Raw genomic sequence first — 15715 nt, 5'->3', positions numbered from 1 at the left:
GGGGATCCGCGAGAGTATTGTCAGTGGTTGTGTGCCTGGTTGCCGCTGCTGCTCCGGCGATCGGCGCGGCCGCCGGTCGCGCTCGGCGTCGTGACCGCCGTCTGCCTGATCGCGGTTGAGGCCCTGCTGGCACATCTGCTCGAGACGATCGCGGATCCCGCGTCTCTCGGCGTAGTTTACCTGGTCGGCGTCCTGGCGGTCTCGATCGTGTGGGGTCTCGGCCTGGGCGCGGCGACGGCGGTGGCGAGCGCGCTGGCCTTCGACTTCCTCAACCTCCCGCCGCAGGGCACCCTCGCCGTCCACCAGGGCGAGGGACTGGTGACCCTGCTGGTCTTCCTCGTCGTCTCGCTGACCACCGGCTCCATCACGTCGGTCTCGCGCGCGCTCGCCGCGGAGGCCGAGAAGCGCCGCCGTGAGGCGGACGCGCGCCGCCAGGAGGCCGACGAGCGGCGCTGCGAGGCCGACCTGGCGACCCGCCTGTCCCGCGTACTGCTCGGCGTCCGCGACCTGCCCGAGGCCCTGGCGGCGGCGGCGCTCCACGTGGGGCGCGCGGCCGGCCTCCCCGGCCTGACGCTCGTCCCCGGCGCCGCCGAGCCGGGCCCCGGCCGGGTGGCGCTGCCGCTGTGCCGGGGCGGCGTGGCGCTCGGCACGCTGATCGTCGGCGAGGCGGAGGAGCCGGTGCTGCGTCACCTGGAACGGCGTGTCGTACCGGTCCTGGTGTCGCTGCTCGGCGCGGCGTGCGACCGGGCCGAGATCCACGAGGCGCTGAAGGCCAGCCGGGATGATCTGCATCGCATCGTGGCCGAGCAGGCCGCGCTGCGGCGGGTGGCCACGCTGGTCGCGCGCGGCGTCACCCCCGAGGAGCTGTTCGGCGCGGTGGCGGCCGAGATGGGCCGCATCCTCGACGTGGAGCACGCGGCGATCGTCCGGTACGACCGCGACGGCATGCTCGTCTCGGTGGGGTCGTGGAACGCGCGCGGCCCGGAGTTCAGGATCCCGCCGGGCTGGCGCTACTCCCCGGACGTGCCGAGCGTCGCCGGGATGGTCTGGCGCACCGGGCGGCGGGCCCGGATGACCGGGTTCGACAGCGCGTGCGGGGAGATCGCCGCGTGGGCCAGGCGGCGGGGGGTCCGGTCCGCGGTCGGCACCCCGATCAGCGTGGACGGCCGGGTGTGGGGCGTCGCGATCACCCTGTCGACGGACGCCGAGCCCGCCGCGGGCGTGGAGCGGCGCATGGAGGAGTTCACCGAGCTGGTCGCCACCGCGATCTCCAACGCGCAGGCCCGGACGCAGCTGGCCGCCTCCCGGGCCCGCGCGGTGACCGCCGCGGACGACACCCGGCGGCGGATCGAGCGCGACCTGCACGACGGGGCGCAGCAGCGCCTGGTGGCGGTGGGCCTCGGCCTGCGCGCGGCCAGGGAGGAGGTGCCGCCGGAGCTGCCCGGTCTCGGCGTGCGGCTGGACCACGTGGCGGACGACGTCGCCGGCGTGGTGGCGGACCTGCAGGAGCTGTCCCGCGGCCTGCACCCGGCGATCCTGTCCCGCGGCGGCCTGATCCCGGCGGTGAAGATGCTCGCCCGGCGCTCGGCGGTGCCGGTGGAGCTCGACCTGCGCGTGCGCGGCCGGCTGGACGAGCGGGTGGAGGTGGCCGTCTACTACGTCGTGTCGGAGGCGCTCACCAATATCGCCAAGCACGCCCACGCCTCGGTGGTCGAGATCGGCGTGACCGTGCGGGGCCGCACGCTGCGCCTGTCGGTCCACGACGACGGCATCGGCGGCGCCGACCCCCAGGGCGGCTCGGGTCTCGCGGGTCTCGGCGACCGCGTCGAGGTGGCCGGCGGCACCCTCACCGTCAGCAGCGTGCCCGGCGAGGGCACCAGCCTGGAGGCCGTCATCCCCCTCCACACGGTTCCCCCGGCCGCGGCGAAGGCCGCCACCTGAGAGACCTCGGCACGGCGGCCGGGGGAGGGCCGCCGTCCACGGTCCCGTCGTCAGGGGACCGGCCGGGCCTCCGGCTCGATGCCGTGCGGGGCGGGCGGGGTCTCGCCGTCCGGGCGGGGCGGGTCCTGGGTGCGGGTGGCGCCGACGGAGGCGACGACGACGCAGGCGATGGCGGCCCACTGCCACAGGGTCAGGAACTCGTGCAGGATGATCAGGCCGACCAGGGCGGCCGCCGCGGGCTCCAGGCTCATCAGGATGCCGAAGACCCGCTTGGGCATGCGGCGCAGGGCCTCCAGCTCCAGCGTGTACGGGATCACCGAGGAGAGCAGCCCGACGCCCACGCCGATCAGGATGACGTGCGGCTCCAGCAGATCGGCCCCGCCGCTGGTGACGCCGAACGGCGCGATCACCACCGCCGCCACGATCATGGCGGCCGTCAGCCCGCCGGTCCCGGGGATGCGGCTGCCCGCGGTGGCCGACATGACGATGTACCCCGCCCAGAAGGCCCCCGCGAGCGCGGCGAACAGCAGCCCGAGCAGGCTCACCTCCCCGCCGCTCCACGGCGCCAGCAGCGCGATGCCGGCCCCGGCGAGCGCCACCCACAGCAGGTCCAGCCGGCGGCGCGAGGAGGCGACCGCGACGCCGAGCGGCCCGAGGAACTCCACGGTCACCGCGATGCCGATGGGGAGCCTCGCCAAGGCCTCGTAGAAGGCGAGGTTCATCAGGCCGAGCGACAGCCCGAACGCGCCCACCACGGCGAAGTCGCGCCGCGCCAGCCCGCGCAGCCGCGGCCTGGCCAGCACGGCGAGGATCACCGCGCCGGTGGCGATGCGCAGGAACACCACGGCGCTCGGGGTGAACTGCCCGAACAGCTGTTTGGCCAGCCCCGCGCCGACCTGCACCGACACGATGGCGAGCAGGACCAGCCCCGGCGCGGGCACGGCCGCGAACGCCGTGCGGGCGGCGGCGCCGGGCCGTGCGCGGGCACGGGGGCGCGGCGTCGCGGACGGGGGGGACGCGGTCATGGGAAGCACTCACGTTCTCCGCACGGGGGCGTGCGGCTCGGGGACGGGCGGCGGGTCACTCCCAGCGGAAGGTCCGGGCGGCCAGCGCCAGGGTAACCGCGGCCCAGGCGAGCAGGACGAGCAGGGGGCCCGCCGGGAGTCCGCCGCCGGCGGCGAGCACCGACCGAAGGCCGCCGGTGAGCGCGGTGATCGGCAGCAGCTCCACGACGGCGCGCACGGCGTGCGGGAACGCGGTGACCGGGAGCACCACCCCGCCGAGGCCGAGCAGCACCAGGTAGACCAGGTTGGCGGCGGCCAGGGTGGCCTCGGCGCGCAGGATGCCCGCCATCAGCAGGCCCAGCCCGCTGAACGCCGCCGTGCCCGCGAGGATCAGCACCAGCGCCCAGGCGGGGTTCCCGCCGGGCCGCCACCCCAGCGCCAGCGCCACCCCGGCCAGCACGGCGACCTGGAGCACCTCCACGGCCAGCACGGCGAGGGTCTTGGCCAGCAGCAGCCCCGCGCGCGGCAGGGGAGTGGCGCCGAGGCGCTTCAGCACGCCGTACCGGCGCTCGAACCCGGTGGCGATGGCCTGCCCGGTGAAGGCGGTGGACATGATCGCGAGCGCGAGCACCCCGGGCGCGACGAAGTCGATCCGCCTGCCGGGCAGCTCCAGCAGCGGCGCGGCGGAGAACCCCACCAGCACCAGCACCGGGATGATCAGGGTGAGCAGCAGCTGCTCGCCGTTGCGCAGCACGGCCCGCACCTCGGCCCCCGCCTGTGCCAGCACCATCCGCGGCAGCGGGGCCGCCCCCGGCCGCGGCGTGAAGTCGAGCGCAGCGGTCACCGCGGCCCCCTTCCTGTCGCCCGCGCGCCCGCCACGGCGGCCCGCACGGGTGCGATGGTCACGACGTCCGTCCGTGCGCGTCTCCAGGGGCCCGACGGCCCTGCGTGCGTGTGGGTGGTCTTCCGGGTCACCGGAGTTCACGGCCGGTCAGTTCCAGGAAGACGTCCTCCAGGGTGCGGCGCTCCACGCTGAGGTCGTCGGCGGCGACGCCCTCGGCGGCGCACCAGGCGGTGACCGTGCCGAGGAGCTCGGGGCCGACGTGGCCCTCGATGACGTAATGGCCGCTCGGCGACTCCTTGGCGGCGCTGCCGATCGGGAGCGCGGCCAGCAGCTCGTCCAGGTCCAGGCCGGGCCGGGCCCGGAAGCGCAGCTGGCGCTCGGCGCCGGTGAGCGAGCTCGGGCTGCCCTGCGCCACGACCGTGCCCCGGTCGATGATGACCACGTGGTCGGCCAGCCGCTCGGCCTCGTCCATGTGGTGGGTGGTCAGCACCGTCGCCACCCCGCGGGCGCGCAGCTCGCCGACGAGCTCCCAGCAGGCGTGCCGGGCCTGGGGGTCCAGCCCCGCGGTCGGCTCGTCCAGGAACACCAGCTCGGGCCGACCGACGACGGCGGCGGCCAGCGACAGCCGCTGCTGCTGGCCCCCGGACAGGCGGCGGTACGGCGTGCGGGCGTGCTCGGACAGGCCCAGCCGGGACAGCAGCGCCCCGGGGTCCAGCGGGTGGGCGTGGAAGCGGGCGACCAGGCGAAGCCACTCCCCGGCGCGCGCGGCGGGCGGCACCCCGCCCGACTGGAGCATCACGCCGACCCGGGGCCGCAGCCGCGCCGCCTGGCGTACGGGGTCCAGGCCGAGGACGCGGACGGTGCCGCCGTCGGCCTTCCTGAACCCCTCGCAGATCTCGACCGTGGAGGTCTTGCCCGCGCCGTTGGGCCCGAGGATCGCGGTGACCGCCCCTCGCGCGGCGCTGAGGGTCAGGCCGTCCACGGCGACGATCCGGCCGTACCGCTTGACCAGACCGGTGAGCGCGACGGCTGGGGACTCCATGGTGACGAGTCTAGGGACCGTGTCGCGTGGTCCCGTCCTCAGGCCGGGCGCCGGTGACCGGCCGCGGGTAAAGGTTGCGCGCGCCTATCGCCAAGGGCCCGGGGCGCCCCGGGCCGCCGGGCGCCGGGCCGTGCCAGGGTGTGCTTCGCGGCGCCCGCGATCGGACGGGGAGGTCCGGCATGCCCACACGAACCGGTTACCGGCCAGGTCTGCCCTGTTACGCGGACCTGTCGACCCCCGACATGGGGACGTCGGCCGCCTTCTACGGCGCCCTGTTCGGCTGGCGCGCCGAAGCCGGCGACGAGGGATACACCTGCTTCACCTGGCGGGGCATGCCGGTGGCCGGTGCAGGGCCGACGTTCGCCGAGGGCCGCCCGTCGGCCTGGAACACCTATTTCGCCGCCGAGGACGCCGAGTGCGCGGCCGACAGGGTCAAGGAGGCCGGCGGCCGGGTGATCACCGGCCCCTCGCAGGTCTTCGACGAGGGCACCATGGCGGTGTTCGAGGACCCCGAGGGGGCCCGTTTCCTGGTGTGGCAGGCGGGCCGGTGCCACGGCGCCCGGCTGGTGGACGAGCCCGGGGCGCCCTGCCGGTACGAGCTGTGGACGCGCGACCCTGTGGGGGGCATGGCGTTCTACCCCGAGGTGTTCGGGTGGGAGACGCGCGGCGGCCAGGACGGCGAGCCGGGTGCCCTGTGGCTGGCCGACGGGCGCGCCGCGGCGGGCCTGCGGCCCATGGAGGAGGGCGTCCCCCCGGAGGTCCCGGCCCACTGGCTGGTCCATTTCGGGGTGCCCGACTGCGACCGGGCCGTGGACCTCGGCGTACGCTGTGGCGGCCGGGTCCTGCGCGAGCCGCGCGACCTGCCGTCCGGGCGGCGGGCCGTGCTCGCCGACCCCCTCGGCGCCCGTTTCGCCGTCCTGGCCCGCTGACTTCCCGGCACCGGCCCTCACCTGCGGGTTAGGTAAGGCTTACCTGCGTGACAAACCCCATGTCGCGGGTGGCGGTCAGCGGTTGTCGTGCGGGAAGGAATTAAGGCACACTGATGTTGTGAAAAACGTGGCTGGCATGGCGAACGCCGATGCGGGGGCGGAGCGCGGGACGCGCGCCCGCGTCGCCCGGCTGATCCTGGAACACGGCCCGATCAACGCCGCCGCACTGGGCGAGCGGCTCGGGCTCACGCCGGCGGCCGTGCGCCGTCACCTCGACAACCTGCTCGCCGAAGGCATGATAGAGCCTCGCGTCGCGCGCCCGCGCGGCCAGCGGGGCCGCGGGCGGCCCGCCAAGCTGTTCGTGATCACCGACCGCGGACGCGGCACCTTCGTGCACGCCTACGACGGGCTCGCGGGCGGCGCGCTGCGCTTCCTGGCCGAGCGCGCCGGGGAGAGCGCCGTCGCCGACTTCGCCCGCGCCCAGATGAGCGGCCTGGTCGGGCGGCTGGCGCCCGCCCTGAGCGACGTGCCCGCCGACGAGCGGGTGCGCTACCTCGCCGAGGCCCTGACGGCGGACGGCTACGCCGCGTCGTCGTCGGAGGCCAAGTCCGGCGGCGAGCAGCTGTGCCAGCACCACTGCCCCGTGGCGCATGTGGCGGCGGAGTTCCCGCAGCTGTGCGAGGCAGAGACCGAGGCGTTCGGGCGGCTCCTCGGCACCCCCGTGCAACGACTCGCGACCATCGCGCACGGCGACGGGGTCTGCACGACCCACGTCAGCCCGCCCGCGCTGGCCTCACAGCGGAACACCCAGCGGCGACCGCGCCGCGACCCCACCGTGGACACGACCGGGGACCCCGGCGTGACCGAAGCCACTTCGCAGAACGCGATCGAGACGAGCAAGGAGACCGGAAGGTGACTGTCACCGACCGCCCGGAGCTGGAAGGCCTCGGAAAGTACAAGTTCGGCTGGTCCGACGCCGATGACGCAGGTGCCTTGGCGCGGCGAGGTCTGTCCGAGGACGTCGTCCGCAACATCTCCGCGCTGAAGAGCGAGCCCGAGTGGATGCTCGACCTGCGGTTGAAGGGTCTGCGGCTGTTCGGCAAGAAGCCGATGCCGTCGTGGGGCTCCGACCTGAGCGGCATCGACTTCGACAACATCAAATACTTCGTGCGCTCCACCGAGAAGCAGGCCACGTCCTGGGACGAGCTGCCGGCGGACATCAAGAACACCTACGACAAGCTCGGCATCCCCGAGGCGGAGAAGCAGCGCCTCATCGCGGGCGTGGCCGCGCAGTACGAGTCCGAGGTCGTCTATCACAAGATCCGTGAGGACCTCGAGGAGAAGGGCGTGATCTTCCTCGACACCGACACCGGTCTCAAGGAGCACCCCGAGCTCTTCAAGGAGTACTTCGGCTCGGTGATCCCGGTCGGCGACAACAAGTTCGCGTCGCTGAACTCCGCGGTGTGGTCGGGCGGCTCGTTCATCTACGTGCCGCCGAACGTCCAGGTCGACATCCCGCTCCAGGCCTACTTCCGGATCAACACCGAGAACATGGGCCAGTTCGAGCGCACGCTGATCATCGTCGACGAGGGCTCCTACGTCCACTACGTCGAGGGCTGCACGGCGCCGATCTACTCGTCCGACTCGCTGCACAGCGCGGTCGTCGAGATCATCGTGAAGAAGAACGCCCGCTGCCGGTACACGACCATCCAGAACTGGTCGAACAACGTCTACAACCTGGTCACCAAGCGCGCCGTCGCCTACGAGGGCGCGACCATGGAGTGGATCGACGGCAACATCGGCTCCAAGGTCACCATGAAGTACCCGGCCGTCTACCTCATGGGCGAGCACGCCAAGGGCGAGACCCTGAGCGTCGCCTTCGCCGGCGAGGGCCAGCACCAGGACGCCGGCGCCAAGATGGTGCACCTCGCGCCGAAGACCTCCTCGACGATCGTCTCCAAGTCGGTCGCCCGGGGCGGCGGCCGCACGTCCTACCGCGGTCTCGTGCAGATCGAGGAGGGCGCGGCCGGCTCGGCGTCCACCGTCAAGTGCGACGCGCTGCTCATCGACCAGATCAGCCGCTCGGACACCTACCCCTACGTCGACGTCCGCGAGGACGACGTCTCCATGGGTCACGAGGCCACGGTCTCCAAGGTGTCGGAGAACCAGCTGTTCTACCTCATGAGCCGCGGCATGAACGAGGACGAGGCCATGGCCATGATCGTGCGCGGGTTCGTCGAGCCCATCGCGCGCGAGCTGCCCATGGAGTACGCGCTCGAGCTCAACCGGCTGATCGAGCTGCAGATGGAAGGGGCGGTGGGCTGACGATGGGCCTCGACACCAAGCCGCTGTCCGCCATGCACGGGACGTCGTCCTACTCCCTGGACGACTTCCCCGTGCCGAGCGGGCGCGAGGAGATATGGCGGTTCACCCCGCTGTCGCGGCTGCGCGGCCTGCACGACGGCACGGCCGCCGTCTCGGGCAATGTCGTGGTCGAGGTGTCCGCTCCGCCGGACGTCACCGTCGAGACGGTCGGCCGTGACGACCCCCGGCTCGGCCGGGCGTACGTCCCCGCCGACCGGGTGAGCGCCCAGGCGTACTCCTCGTTCGAGAAGGCCACCGTGATCACGGTCCCGCAGGAGGTGGTGGCCTCCGCCGAGACGGTGATCACCCTGCGCGGCGACGGGCAGGGCGTCTCGTACGGCCACATCGTGATCTCCGTGGAACCGATGGCCGAGGCCGTTGTCGTCCTGGACCACCAGGGCAGCGCGGTGTACGCCGACAACGTCGAGTTCGTGGTCGGCGACGGGGCGACGCTGAAGATCGTCAGCCTGCAGGACTGGGCCGACGACGCGGTGCACGTCTCCCACCACCACGCCCGCCTCGGCAAGGACGCCACCTTCAAGAGCTTCGTCGTCACCCTCGGCGGCGACCTCGTGCGCCTGGCCCCCTCGGTGGCCTACACCGGCCGGGGCGCCGACGCCGACCTCAGCGGCCTGTACTTCGTGGACGCCGGCCAGCACATCGAGCACCGGCTGCTGGTCGACCACAGCGTCCCCGACTGCCGCAGCAACGTCGACTACCGCGGCGCGCTGCAGGGCGAGGAGGCGCACGCCGTGTGGATCGGCGACGTGGTCATCCGCGTCGAGGCCACCGGCACCGACACCTACGAGCTCAACCGCAACCTCCTGCTCACCGACGGCGCGCGCGCCGACTCGGTGCCCAACCTGGAGATCCTCACCGGTGAGGTCGCCGGCGCCGGGCACGCCTCGGCCTCGGGCAGGCTGGACGACGAGCACACCTTCTACCTCCAGGCGCGGGGCATCCCCTACGACGAGGCGCGACGGCTGGTGATCCGGGGCTTCTTCGCCCAGCTGATCCAGAAGATCGAGGTCGAGGAGATCCGGGACCGGGTGCTCGCGGCCGTGGAGGCGGAGCTGGCGCGATGACGTTTCAGAAAGTCTGTTCTCTCTCCGACATCCCCGACGGCGGCGTGACCGGTGTCGAGGTGGAGGGGATGCCGGTCGCGCTGGTGCGCAAGGACGACGAGGTCTTCGCCCTGCACGACGTCTGCTCGCACGCCGAGGTGCGGCTGAGCGAGGGCGAGGTGTACGACGACACGCTGGAGTGCTGGCTGCACGGTTCGTGTTTCGACGTGCGCTCCGGCAAGCCGACCGGCCCCCCCGCGACGCGGCCGGTCGCCGTCTACCGAGTCAAGCTCGACGGCGACGACGTGCTCGTCTCGCTCGACAGCGCCGAGAATGCCGAAAATGGGGAGTCCTAAAGTGTCCAGCTTGGAAATTCGCGACCTGCACGTCTCCGTCGACGACAAGGAGATCCTGCGCGGCGTGGACCTGACCGTCCGGTCGGGTGAGACCCACGCCATCATGGGGCCGAACGGCTCGGGCAAGTCCACGCTCGCCTACGCCATCGCGGGCCACCCGAAGTACACCATCACCTCCGGGGCGGTCCTGCTCGACGGCGAGGACGTGCTGTCGATGACGGTGGACGAGCGCGCCAGGGCCGGCCTTTTCCTCGCCATGCAGTACCCGGTGGAGGTGCCCGGCGTCACGGTGTCCAACTTCCTGCGCAGCGCCGTGACGGCCGTGCGCGGTGAGGCGCCGAAGCTGCGGGTGTTCACCAAGGAGCTTAAGCAGGGCATGGACGCGCTGGCCATCGACGCCGCCTTCGCCCAGCGCAACCTCAACGAGGGCTTCTCCGGCGGTGAGAAGAAGCGCCACGAGATCCTCCAGCTGGAGCTGCTCAAGCCCAAGATCGCGATCCTGGACGAGACCGACTCCGGCCTGGACGTCGACGCGCTGCGCGTGGTGTCCGAGGGCATCAACCGCTTCGGCGCGAGCGGCGAGACCGGCGTGCTGCTGATCACCCACTACACCCGTATCCTGCGGTACGTGAAGCCCCAGTTCGTGCACGTCTTCTCCGCCGGGCGCATCGTCGAGGAGGGTGGCCCCGAGCTCGCCGAGCAGCTGGAGGCCGAGGGCTACGAGCGCTTCACCAAGGCGTCCGCATGACCACCATGACGACGAGCGTGCTCGACGTGGAGAGGATCAGGACCGACTTCCCGATCCTCGCCCGCGAGCTGCCCGGCGGCCGGCCGCTGATCTACCTGGACTCGGGCAACTCCTCGCAGAAGCCCGTCCAGGTGATCGAGGCGATGCGCGAGCACCTGGCGCTCCACTACGGCAACGTCGGCCGCGCCCTGCACGTCCTCGGCAGCGAGTCCACCGAGGCGTACGAGGGGGCGCGGGACAAGATCGCGGCCTTCGTCGGCGCGCCGTCCCGCGACGAGGTGGTGTTCACCAAGAACGCCTCCGAGGCGCTGAACCTCGTGGCGTACGCCTTCGGCAACCCCATCGGGCAGGACGAGCGGTTCCGCATGGGGCCCGGCGACGAGATCGTCATCTCCGAGATGGAGCACCACTCCAACATCGTGCCGTGGCAGATGCTCGCGCAGCGCACCGGCGCGACGCTGCGGTGGTTCCCGGTCACCGACGAGGGCCGGCTCGATCTGTCCGGGCTGGATGAGCTGGTCACCGAGCGCACCAAGATCGTGTCGATCGTCCACCAGTCCAACGTCCTCGGCACGGTCAACCCCGTCGCCGACGTGCTGGCCCGGGTGCGCCAGGTCGGCGCGCTGATGATGCTGGACGCCTCCCAGTCGGTGCCGCACCGCCGCGTCGACGTGGCCGCGCTCGGCGTGGACTTCGTGGCGTTCACCGGGCACAAGATGGTCGGGCCTTCCGGCATCGGCGTGCTGTGGGGCCGCCAGGAGCTGCTGGAGGCCATGCCTCCGTTCCTCGGCGGCGGCGAGATGATCGAGGCGGTCTGGATGGACCACTCGACCTACGCCCCGGTGCCGCACAAGTTCGAGGCGGGCACCCCGCCGATCGTCGAGGCCGTGGGCCTCGGCGCCGCCGTCGACTACCTCACGTCGATCGGCATGGACCAGATCCAGCGGCACGAGCACGACCTGACGGTGTACGGTCTTGAGGCGCTCCAGGAGTTCCCCGGGCTGCGGATCATCGGGCCGCGGAACGCCGAGGAGCGCGGCGGCACCCTGTCGTTCACCATCCCCGGTGTGCACCCGCACGATGTTGGGCAGATCCTGGACGACCGGTTCGGCATCGCCGTCCGTGTCGGGCATCACTGTGCCCGGCCGCTCCACCTGCGGTTCGGAATACCCGCGACCACGCGGGCGTCTATTTACCTGTACAACACCACGGACGAGATCGACGCCCTGGTCCGCGGTCTCCACCACGTCCAGAAGGTGTTCGGATAAGACATGATCGCCGAGTCGCTGTACCAGGAGCTGATCCTGGAGCATTACAAGCACCCGCTTGGCCGCGGTCTGCGCGAGCCCTACGACGCCGAGGTTCACCACGTCAACCCGACGTGCGGTGACGAGGTGACCATGCGGGTGAAGCTGGGCGATGGCGGCAAGGTCGAGGACGTCTCCTACGACGGCCAGGGCTGCTCGATCAGCCAGGCCGCCGCGTCGGTCCTGCACGAGCTGGCCACCGGCGCGACCGTCGAGGACACCCTGGCGATCGTGGACGAGTTCACCCGCCTCATGCAGGGGCGCGGCCAGGTGGAGCCCGACGAGGACGTCCTCGGGGACGCCGTCGCCTTCGCCGGCGTCGCCAAGTACCCCGCCAGGGTCAAGTGCGCGCTCCTGGCCTGGATGGCCTACAAGGACGCACTGGTCCGGAGTTCCGCATGAGCGCCGTCCGCCTTCCCGGCGGTACCCTGGCCCGTGTAGCGGCGATGTTCAAGGAGGTGGCGGCGTGAGCAAGCCTGTGGAGACCCCCGTCGGCTTCGACGGTGATACGACCCTCGACGACGTGATGGAGGCCCTCAAGGACGTCGTCGACCCCGAGCTCGGCGTCAACGTCGTGGACCTCGGCCTGATCTACGGCGTCAACCTCGACCCCGGCGAGCCCGGCGCGGCCCCCGTGGCCACCCTTGACATGACCCTGACCAGCGCGGCCTGCCCCCTCACCGACGTGATCGAGGAACAGGCCCACACCGCCCTCGACGGCATGGTCTCCGACGTCAAGATCAACTGGGTCTGGCTGCCCCCGTGGGGCCCGGACAAGATCACCGACGACGGCCGGGACCAGCTGCGCATGCTCGGCTTCAACGTCTGACCCGCCTCACCCCCTCCGCCCGCCCCGGGCGAGCACCACTCTGAGTGACTTTCGAAATCGTTCCCTTGCGGGAAACGGCCTGCTGGGGCGGGTGAGAGGGGCGCGTGTTCGCGGGGCCGGCCCCTCGGAAACAAGGCGTGAGGGGTGGCCGCTGATCGTGGGGGAGCCGGAGTCGGGTAGACTCGGCATGCGCTTTACTGCGGGCGGTGTTCGCGTGTTGTCAGATGATCACGAACCGCCCGGCGCTCTGTTCCCCTAGGTGCGGCATGGGCCGCACTACACCGGCTCGTCCTTTTCGAGAAGTGACGTGCCATGATCTCTTCTATCGAAAGGCACGACACAACGTGACCAGCTTCAATGCCGCCATGCCCGCCGACGCGCCCACCGGCGCTCAGCAGGACGAGGCGGTACCGGCCGCGCCCGCGGGGCCGCCGGAGTTCGCCCTGCTGGGGCTGCCCAAGCCCCTGGTGTCCGCGCTCGCGCGGCAGGGCATCGACAGTCCGTTCCCCATCCAGCGGGCCACCATCCCGGACATCCTCTCGGGTAAGGACGTGCTCGGCCGGGGGCAGACGGGGTCGGGCAAGACCCTGGCGTTCGGACTGCCCACTCTCACGCGGATCGCGGGCGTGAAGGCGGCGCCGCACCGGCCGCTCGCCGTGATCCTGGTTCCCACCCGCGAGCTGGCCATGCAGGTCACCGACGCGCTGGAGCCGCTCGGCCGCGGGCTGAGCCTGCGGATCAAGACCGTCGTCGGCGGCATGTCGATGGGCCGCCAGATCGAGGCGCTGCGGCGCGGCGTCGAGATCGTCGTGGCCACCCCGGGCCGCCTCACGGACCTGGTGCAGCAGGGCGAGTGCTCGCTCTCCGAGGTCCGGATCACCGTGATCGACGAGGCCGACCACATGTGCGACCTCGGCTTCTTCCCGGTGGTGAGCGCCCTGCTGGAGCGCACCCCCGCGGACGGCCAGCGCCTGCTGTTCTCCGCCACCCTGGACGGCGACGTCGACAAGCTCGTCCGGCGCTTCCTGGACGCGCCGGTGACCCACTCGCTGGACCCGGCCACCTCCTCGGTCGACACCATGGAGCACCACATGCTCCAGGTCACCCGGGACGACAAGTTCGCCGTCACCGCGGAGATCGCCGGCCGCGAGGGCCGCACGATCATGTTCGTCCGCACCCAGCACGGGGTGGACCGCCTGGTCAAGCAGCTCGCCCGGGTCGGTGTGCGGGCCGGCGGCCTGCACGGCGGCAAGCGGCAGAACCAGCGTTCCCGCATCCTCTCCGAGTTCCGCGAGGGCGCCATCGGCGTGCTGGTGTGCACCGACGTCGCCGCGCGCGGCATCCACGTGGACGACGTCAGCCTGGTCCTGCACGTGGACCCGCCCATGGACCACAAGAGCTACCTGCACCGCGGCGGCCGTACGGCGCGGGCGGGCGAGCGCGGCACCGTGATGACCCTGGTGCTCCCCAACGAGCGCCGCTCGGCCGAGTCGATGACCCGCCGCGCCGGCGTGCGCCCGAACCGCCTCAGGGCCACCCCGGGCCACCCGAGCCTCGCCGAGCTGGCGGGCGCTCAGGCGCCGAGCGGCGTGGCGGTCCCGGTGTGGGAGCCGGCGACCCCGGCGTCCGAGCGTCCGCGCCGCGAGGGCGGCGGTCACGGCGGCCGGCGTCCGCGCCGCTTCCACGACCGTTCCCGCGAGGACGGCCGTGAGGGCTCCTCCGACGACCGCCGCTCCGGCGGCGGCCCGCGCGGCGAGCGCCCGGCCCGTGACGCCCGCGGCGCCCGCGGCGGCTCCCCGTCCGGCCGCGGCTTCCGCGGCCGCTCCGGCCCCGCCGACCGCTCCGGCGGTCCCCGCACCGGCCACTGAGCAGTAAACAGCGGAACACGACAGGCCCGGCCGATCATCGGCCGGGCCTGTCGCATGTCCGGGGGACGTCCCCCGCCGCGCGGGGCCGGGAGCGGGTCCGGGACCTGGTGAGGTCGGGGTGGCCGCGCCGGAGCGGGCCGTGACAGGACGAGGGCGCCCGGTGAGTCGGGAAGGCGGCGCCGGAGCGGGCCCGCGACAGGACCAGGGTGGCCGGTGAGTCGGGAAGGCGGCGCCGGAGCGGGCCCGCGACAGGACCAGGGTGGCCGGTGAGTCAGGAGGGCGGTGCCTGGGCGGGTACGGGGCTCGGAGGGGGGCCGGTGCTGGCCCGGGGGGTGAGGCGGGCGGCCCTGTCCTCGTAGCCGGTCACCTCCTCGCCGCCGATGAGGGCGAGGAGGCGGCGGGCGGCCTGGGCGCCGTAGGCGGCGATGTCCCGGGTGAGGGCGGTGAGCGGCGGGCGTACCACCTGGGAGAGCGGGGAGTCGTCCCAGGCGACGACGGACAGGTCGCCGGGGACCGCAAGGCCCATCTCCTGGGCGACCGACAGGCCGGCCACGGCCATGATGTCGTTGTCGTAGATCAGCGCGGTGGGGCGCGGCGAACGGCTGAGCAGGCGCCGGGTGGCCCGGGCCCCCTCCTCGCCGGTGTAGTCGGTGTGCACCGTGATCGCCTCGGTGATCTCCAGCTCCGCGCAGACCGCGCCGAACGCCCGGTCCCGCAGCAGCGTGTGCGCCAGCCGGGGCAGCCCCGCGACGCGGGCGATCCGCCGGTGGCCGAGCGCGGTGAGATAGGCCACCGCCTCCCGCACCGCCAGCCCGTCGTCGGACCACACCGGCAGCAGCGCCCCCGCCTCCGACGGGTGGCCGAGCGCCACCACCGGCATGCCGAGCGTCTCCATCACCGGGACCCGCGGGTCGGCGAAGTAGAGGTCGACGAGAATGGCCCCGTCGATGCGCCCCTCGCCCCACCAGCGGTTGTACACCGCCATCTCCTCGTCGTGGTCGGGGACCACCTGGAGCATCAGGGCGTACGACCGGGCGGAAAGCTCGCTCTCGATGCCGCTGATCAGCTCCATGAAGAACGGTTCCACGCCGAGGAACCGGGCGGGCCGGCACAGCGCCAGGCCCACGGTGTCGGCGCGGGCGCCGTTGAGCGCCCGCGCGGCGCTGTTGGGCCGCCAGCCGATCTCCTCGGCGATGGCGACGATGCGGGCGCGGGTGGACGCGGACACCCCCGGCTGGCCGTTGAGCGCGTACGACACGGCGCCTTTGGAGACGCCGGCCTGCCGGGCGATGTCGGCGATCGTCGGTCGCTTCACTGAGCCCCCCTCAAGTGAACAGGCCTAGACCAACCCCCGACGGCCAGTACTTTACTATGCCCTCCGGCGAACGAAACGTGCGCGCCGGGACCGGGCGTGTGTCA

Annotated in this window: 15 protein-coding genes; 11 read left to right on the top strand and 4 right to left on the bottom strand. The window is 72.7% G+C overall.

The genetic code is table 11. The features are described from left to right. Nucleotides 1-27 precede the first annotated feature (27 nt). Entirely contained in the window at nt 28-1941 is a 1914-nt protein-coding gene (locus ACFP1K_RS19380; protein WP_380755171.1) for a sensor histidine kinase, read from the top strand. A gap of 50 nt (nt 1942-1991) precedes the next feature. On the opposite strand, the gene ACFP1K_RS19375 is transcribed toward ACFP1K_RS19380, so the two are convergent. The 3 genes from ACFP1K_RS19375 to ACFP1K_RS19365 all read right to left on the bottom strand — a co-directional run bounded on the left by ACFP1K_RS19375 (nt 1992) and on the right by ACFP1K_RS19365 (nt 4831). Next, complete coding sequence (locus tag ACFP1K_RS19375; RefSeq protein WP_380755169.1) at nt 1992-2966, bottom strand: EamA family transporter; 975 nt, start codon at nt 2964-2966, stop codon at nt 1992-1994. Nucleotides 2967-3021: 55 nt separating this feature from the next. Next, nucleotides 3022-3735: an ABC transporter permease gene (locus ACFP1K_RS19370; protein WP_380755270.1), complete on the bottom strand. Its 714-nt coding sequence runs from the start codon at nt 3733-3735 to the stop codon at nt 3022-3024. A 181-nt stretch (nt 3736-3916) separates the two neighbouring features. Continuing rightward, nucleotides 3917-4831: an ABC transporter ATP-binding protein gene (locus tag ACFP1K_RS19365; protein WP_380755165.1), complete on the bottom strand. Its 915-nt coding sequence runs from the start codon at nt 4829-4831 to the stop codon at nt 3917-3919. Between the two features lie 179 nt (nt 4832-5010). Here ACFP1K_RS19365 and ACFP1K_RS19360 point away from each other — a divergent pair, with 179 nt between their 5' ends. The 10 genes from ACFP1K_RS19360 to ACFP1K_RS19315 all read left to right on the top strand — a co-directional run bounded on the left by ACFP1K_RS19360 (nt 5011) and on the right by ACFP1K_RS19315 (nt 14296). Beyond that, entirely contained in the window at nt 5011-5760 is a 750-nt protein-coding gene (locus ACFP1K_RS19360) for a VOC family protein (protein WP_380755161.1), read from the top strand. A gap of 136 nt (nt 5761-5896) precedes the next feature. After that, on the top strand, nt 5897-6676 hold the full coding sequence (locus tag ACFP1K_RS19355; RefSeq protein ID WP_380755159.1) for a helix-turn-helix transcriptional regulator: 780 nt from the start codon (nt 5897-5899) through the stop codon (nt 6674-6676). Nucleotides 6677-6696: 20 nt separating this feature from the next. After that, nucleotides 6697-8085 carry a Fe-S cluster assembly protein SufB gene (gene sufB, locus ACFP1K_RS19350; RefSeq protein ID WP_380755268.1) on the top strand — a complete coding sequence of 463 codons (1389 nt, stop codon included), beginning with the start codon at nt 6697-6699 and terminating at the stop codon, nt 8083-8085. Nucleotides 8086-8087: 2 nt separating this feature from the next. Then, complete coding sequence (gene sufD, locus ACFP1K_RS19345) at nt 8088-9209, top strand: Fe-S cluster assembly protein SufD (protein ID WP_380755157.1); 1122 nt, start codon at nt 8088-8090, stop codon at nt 9207-9209. After that, a complete protein-coding gene (locus ACFP1K_RS19340; protein ID WP_380755154.1) occupies nt 9206-9544 on the top strand; it encodes a Rieske (2Fe-2S) protein in 339 nt (112 codons plus the stop codon). Before sufD ends, ACFP1K_RS19340 begins: the two co-directional genes overlap by 4 nt. A 1-nt stretch (nt 9545) precedes the next feature. Continuing rightward, nucleotides 9546-10292, top strand: coding sequence for a Fe-S cluster assembly ATPase SufC (sufC, locus tag ACFP1K_RS19335; RefSeq protein ID WP_380755152.1), 747 nt, complete (start codon nt 9546-9548; stop codon nt 10290-10292). Continuing rightward, nucleotides 10289-11560, top strand: coding sequence for a cysteine desulfurase (locus tag ACFP1K_RS19330; protein WP_380755149.1), 1272 nt, complete (start codon nt 10289-10291; stop codon nt 11558-11560). The genes sufC and ACFP1K_RS19330 overlap by 4 nt, the downstream gene beginning before the upstream one ends. Nucleotides 11561-11563: 3 nt before the next feature. After that, on the top strand, nt 11564-12001 hold the full coding sequence (gene sufU / locus ACFP1K_RS19325; RefSeq protein WP_380755144.1) for a Fe-S cluster assembly sulfur transfer protein SufU: 438 nt from the start codon (nt 11564-11566) through the stop codon (nt 11999-12001). 124 nt (nt 12002-12125) lie between these two features. After that, nucleotides 12126-12428 (top strand): metal-sulfur cluster assembly factor, encoded by a 303-nt coding sequence (locus tag ACFP1K_RS19320; protein WP_380755266.1) that lies wholly within the window; start codon nt 12126-12128, stop codon nt 12426-12428. 344 nt (nt 12429-12772) lie between these two features. Continuing rightward, nucleotides 12773-14296 (top strand): DEAD/DEAH box helicase, encoded by a 1524-nt coding sequence (locus ACFP1K_RS19315; protein WP_380755142.1) that lies wholly within the window; start codon nt 12773-12775, stop codon nt 14294-14296. A 271-nt stretch (nt 14297-14567) separates the two neighbouring features. Here the strand turns inward: ACFP1K_RS19315 and ACFP1K_RS19310 are convergent, their stop codons facing one another. Further along, nucleotides 14568-15611 (bottom strand): LacI family DNA-binding transcriptional regulator, encoded by a 1044-nt coding sequence (locus ACFP1K_RS19310; protein ID WP_380755139.1) that lies wholly within the window; start codon nt 15609-15611, stop codon nt 14568-14570. Nucleotides 15612-15715 lie beyond the last annotated feature (104 nt).

Source organism: Sphaerisporangium aureirubrum (genome assembly GCF_042658925.1).
Classification (GTDB): Bacteria; Actinomycetota; Actinomycetes; order Streptosporangiales; family Streptosporangiaceae; genus Sphaerisporangium; species Sphaerisporangium aureirubrum.
Note: the sequence above shows the minus strand (reverse complement) of the source record. Positions and strands in the feature narration are given on the sequence as shown.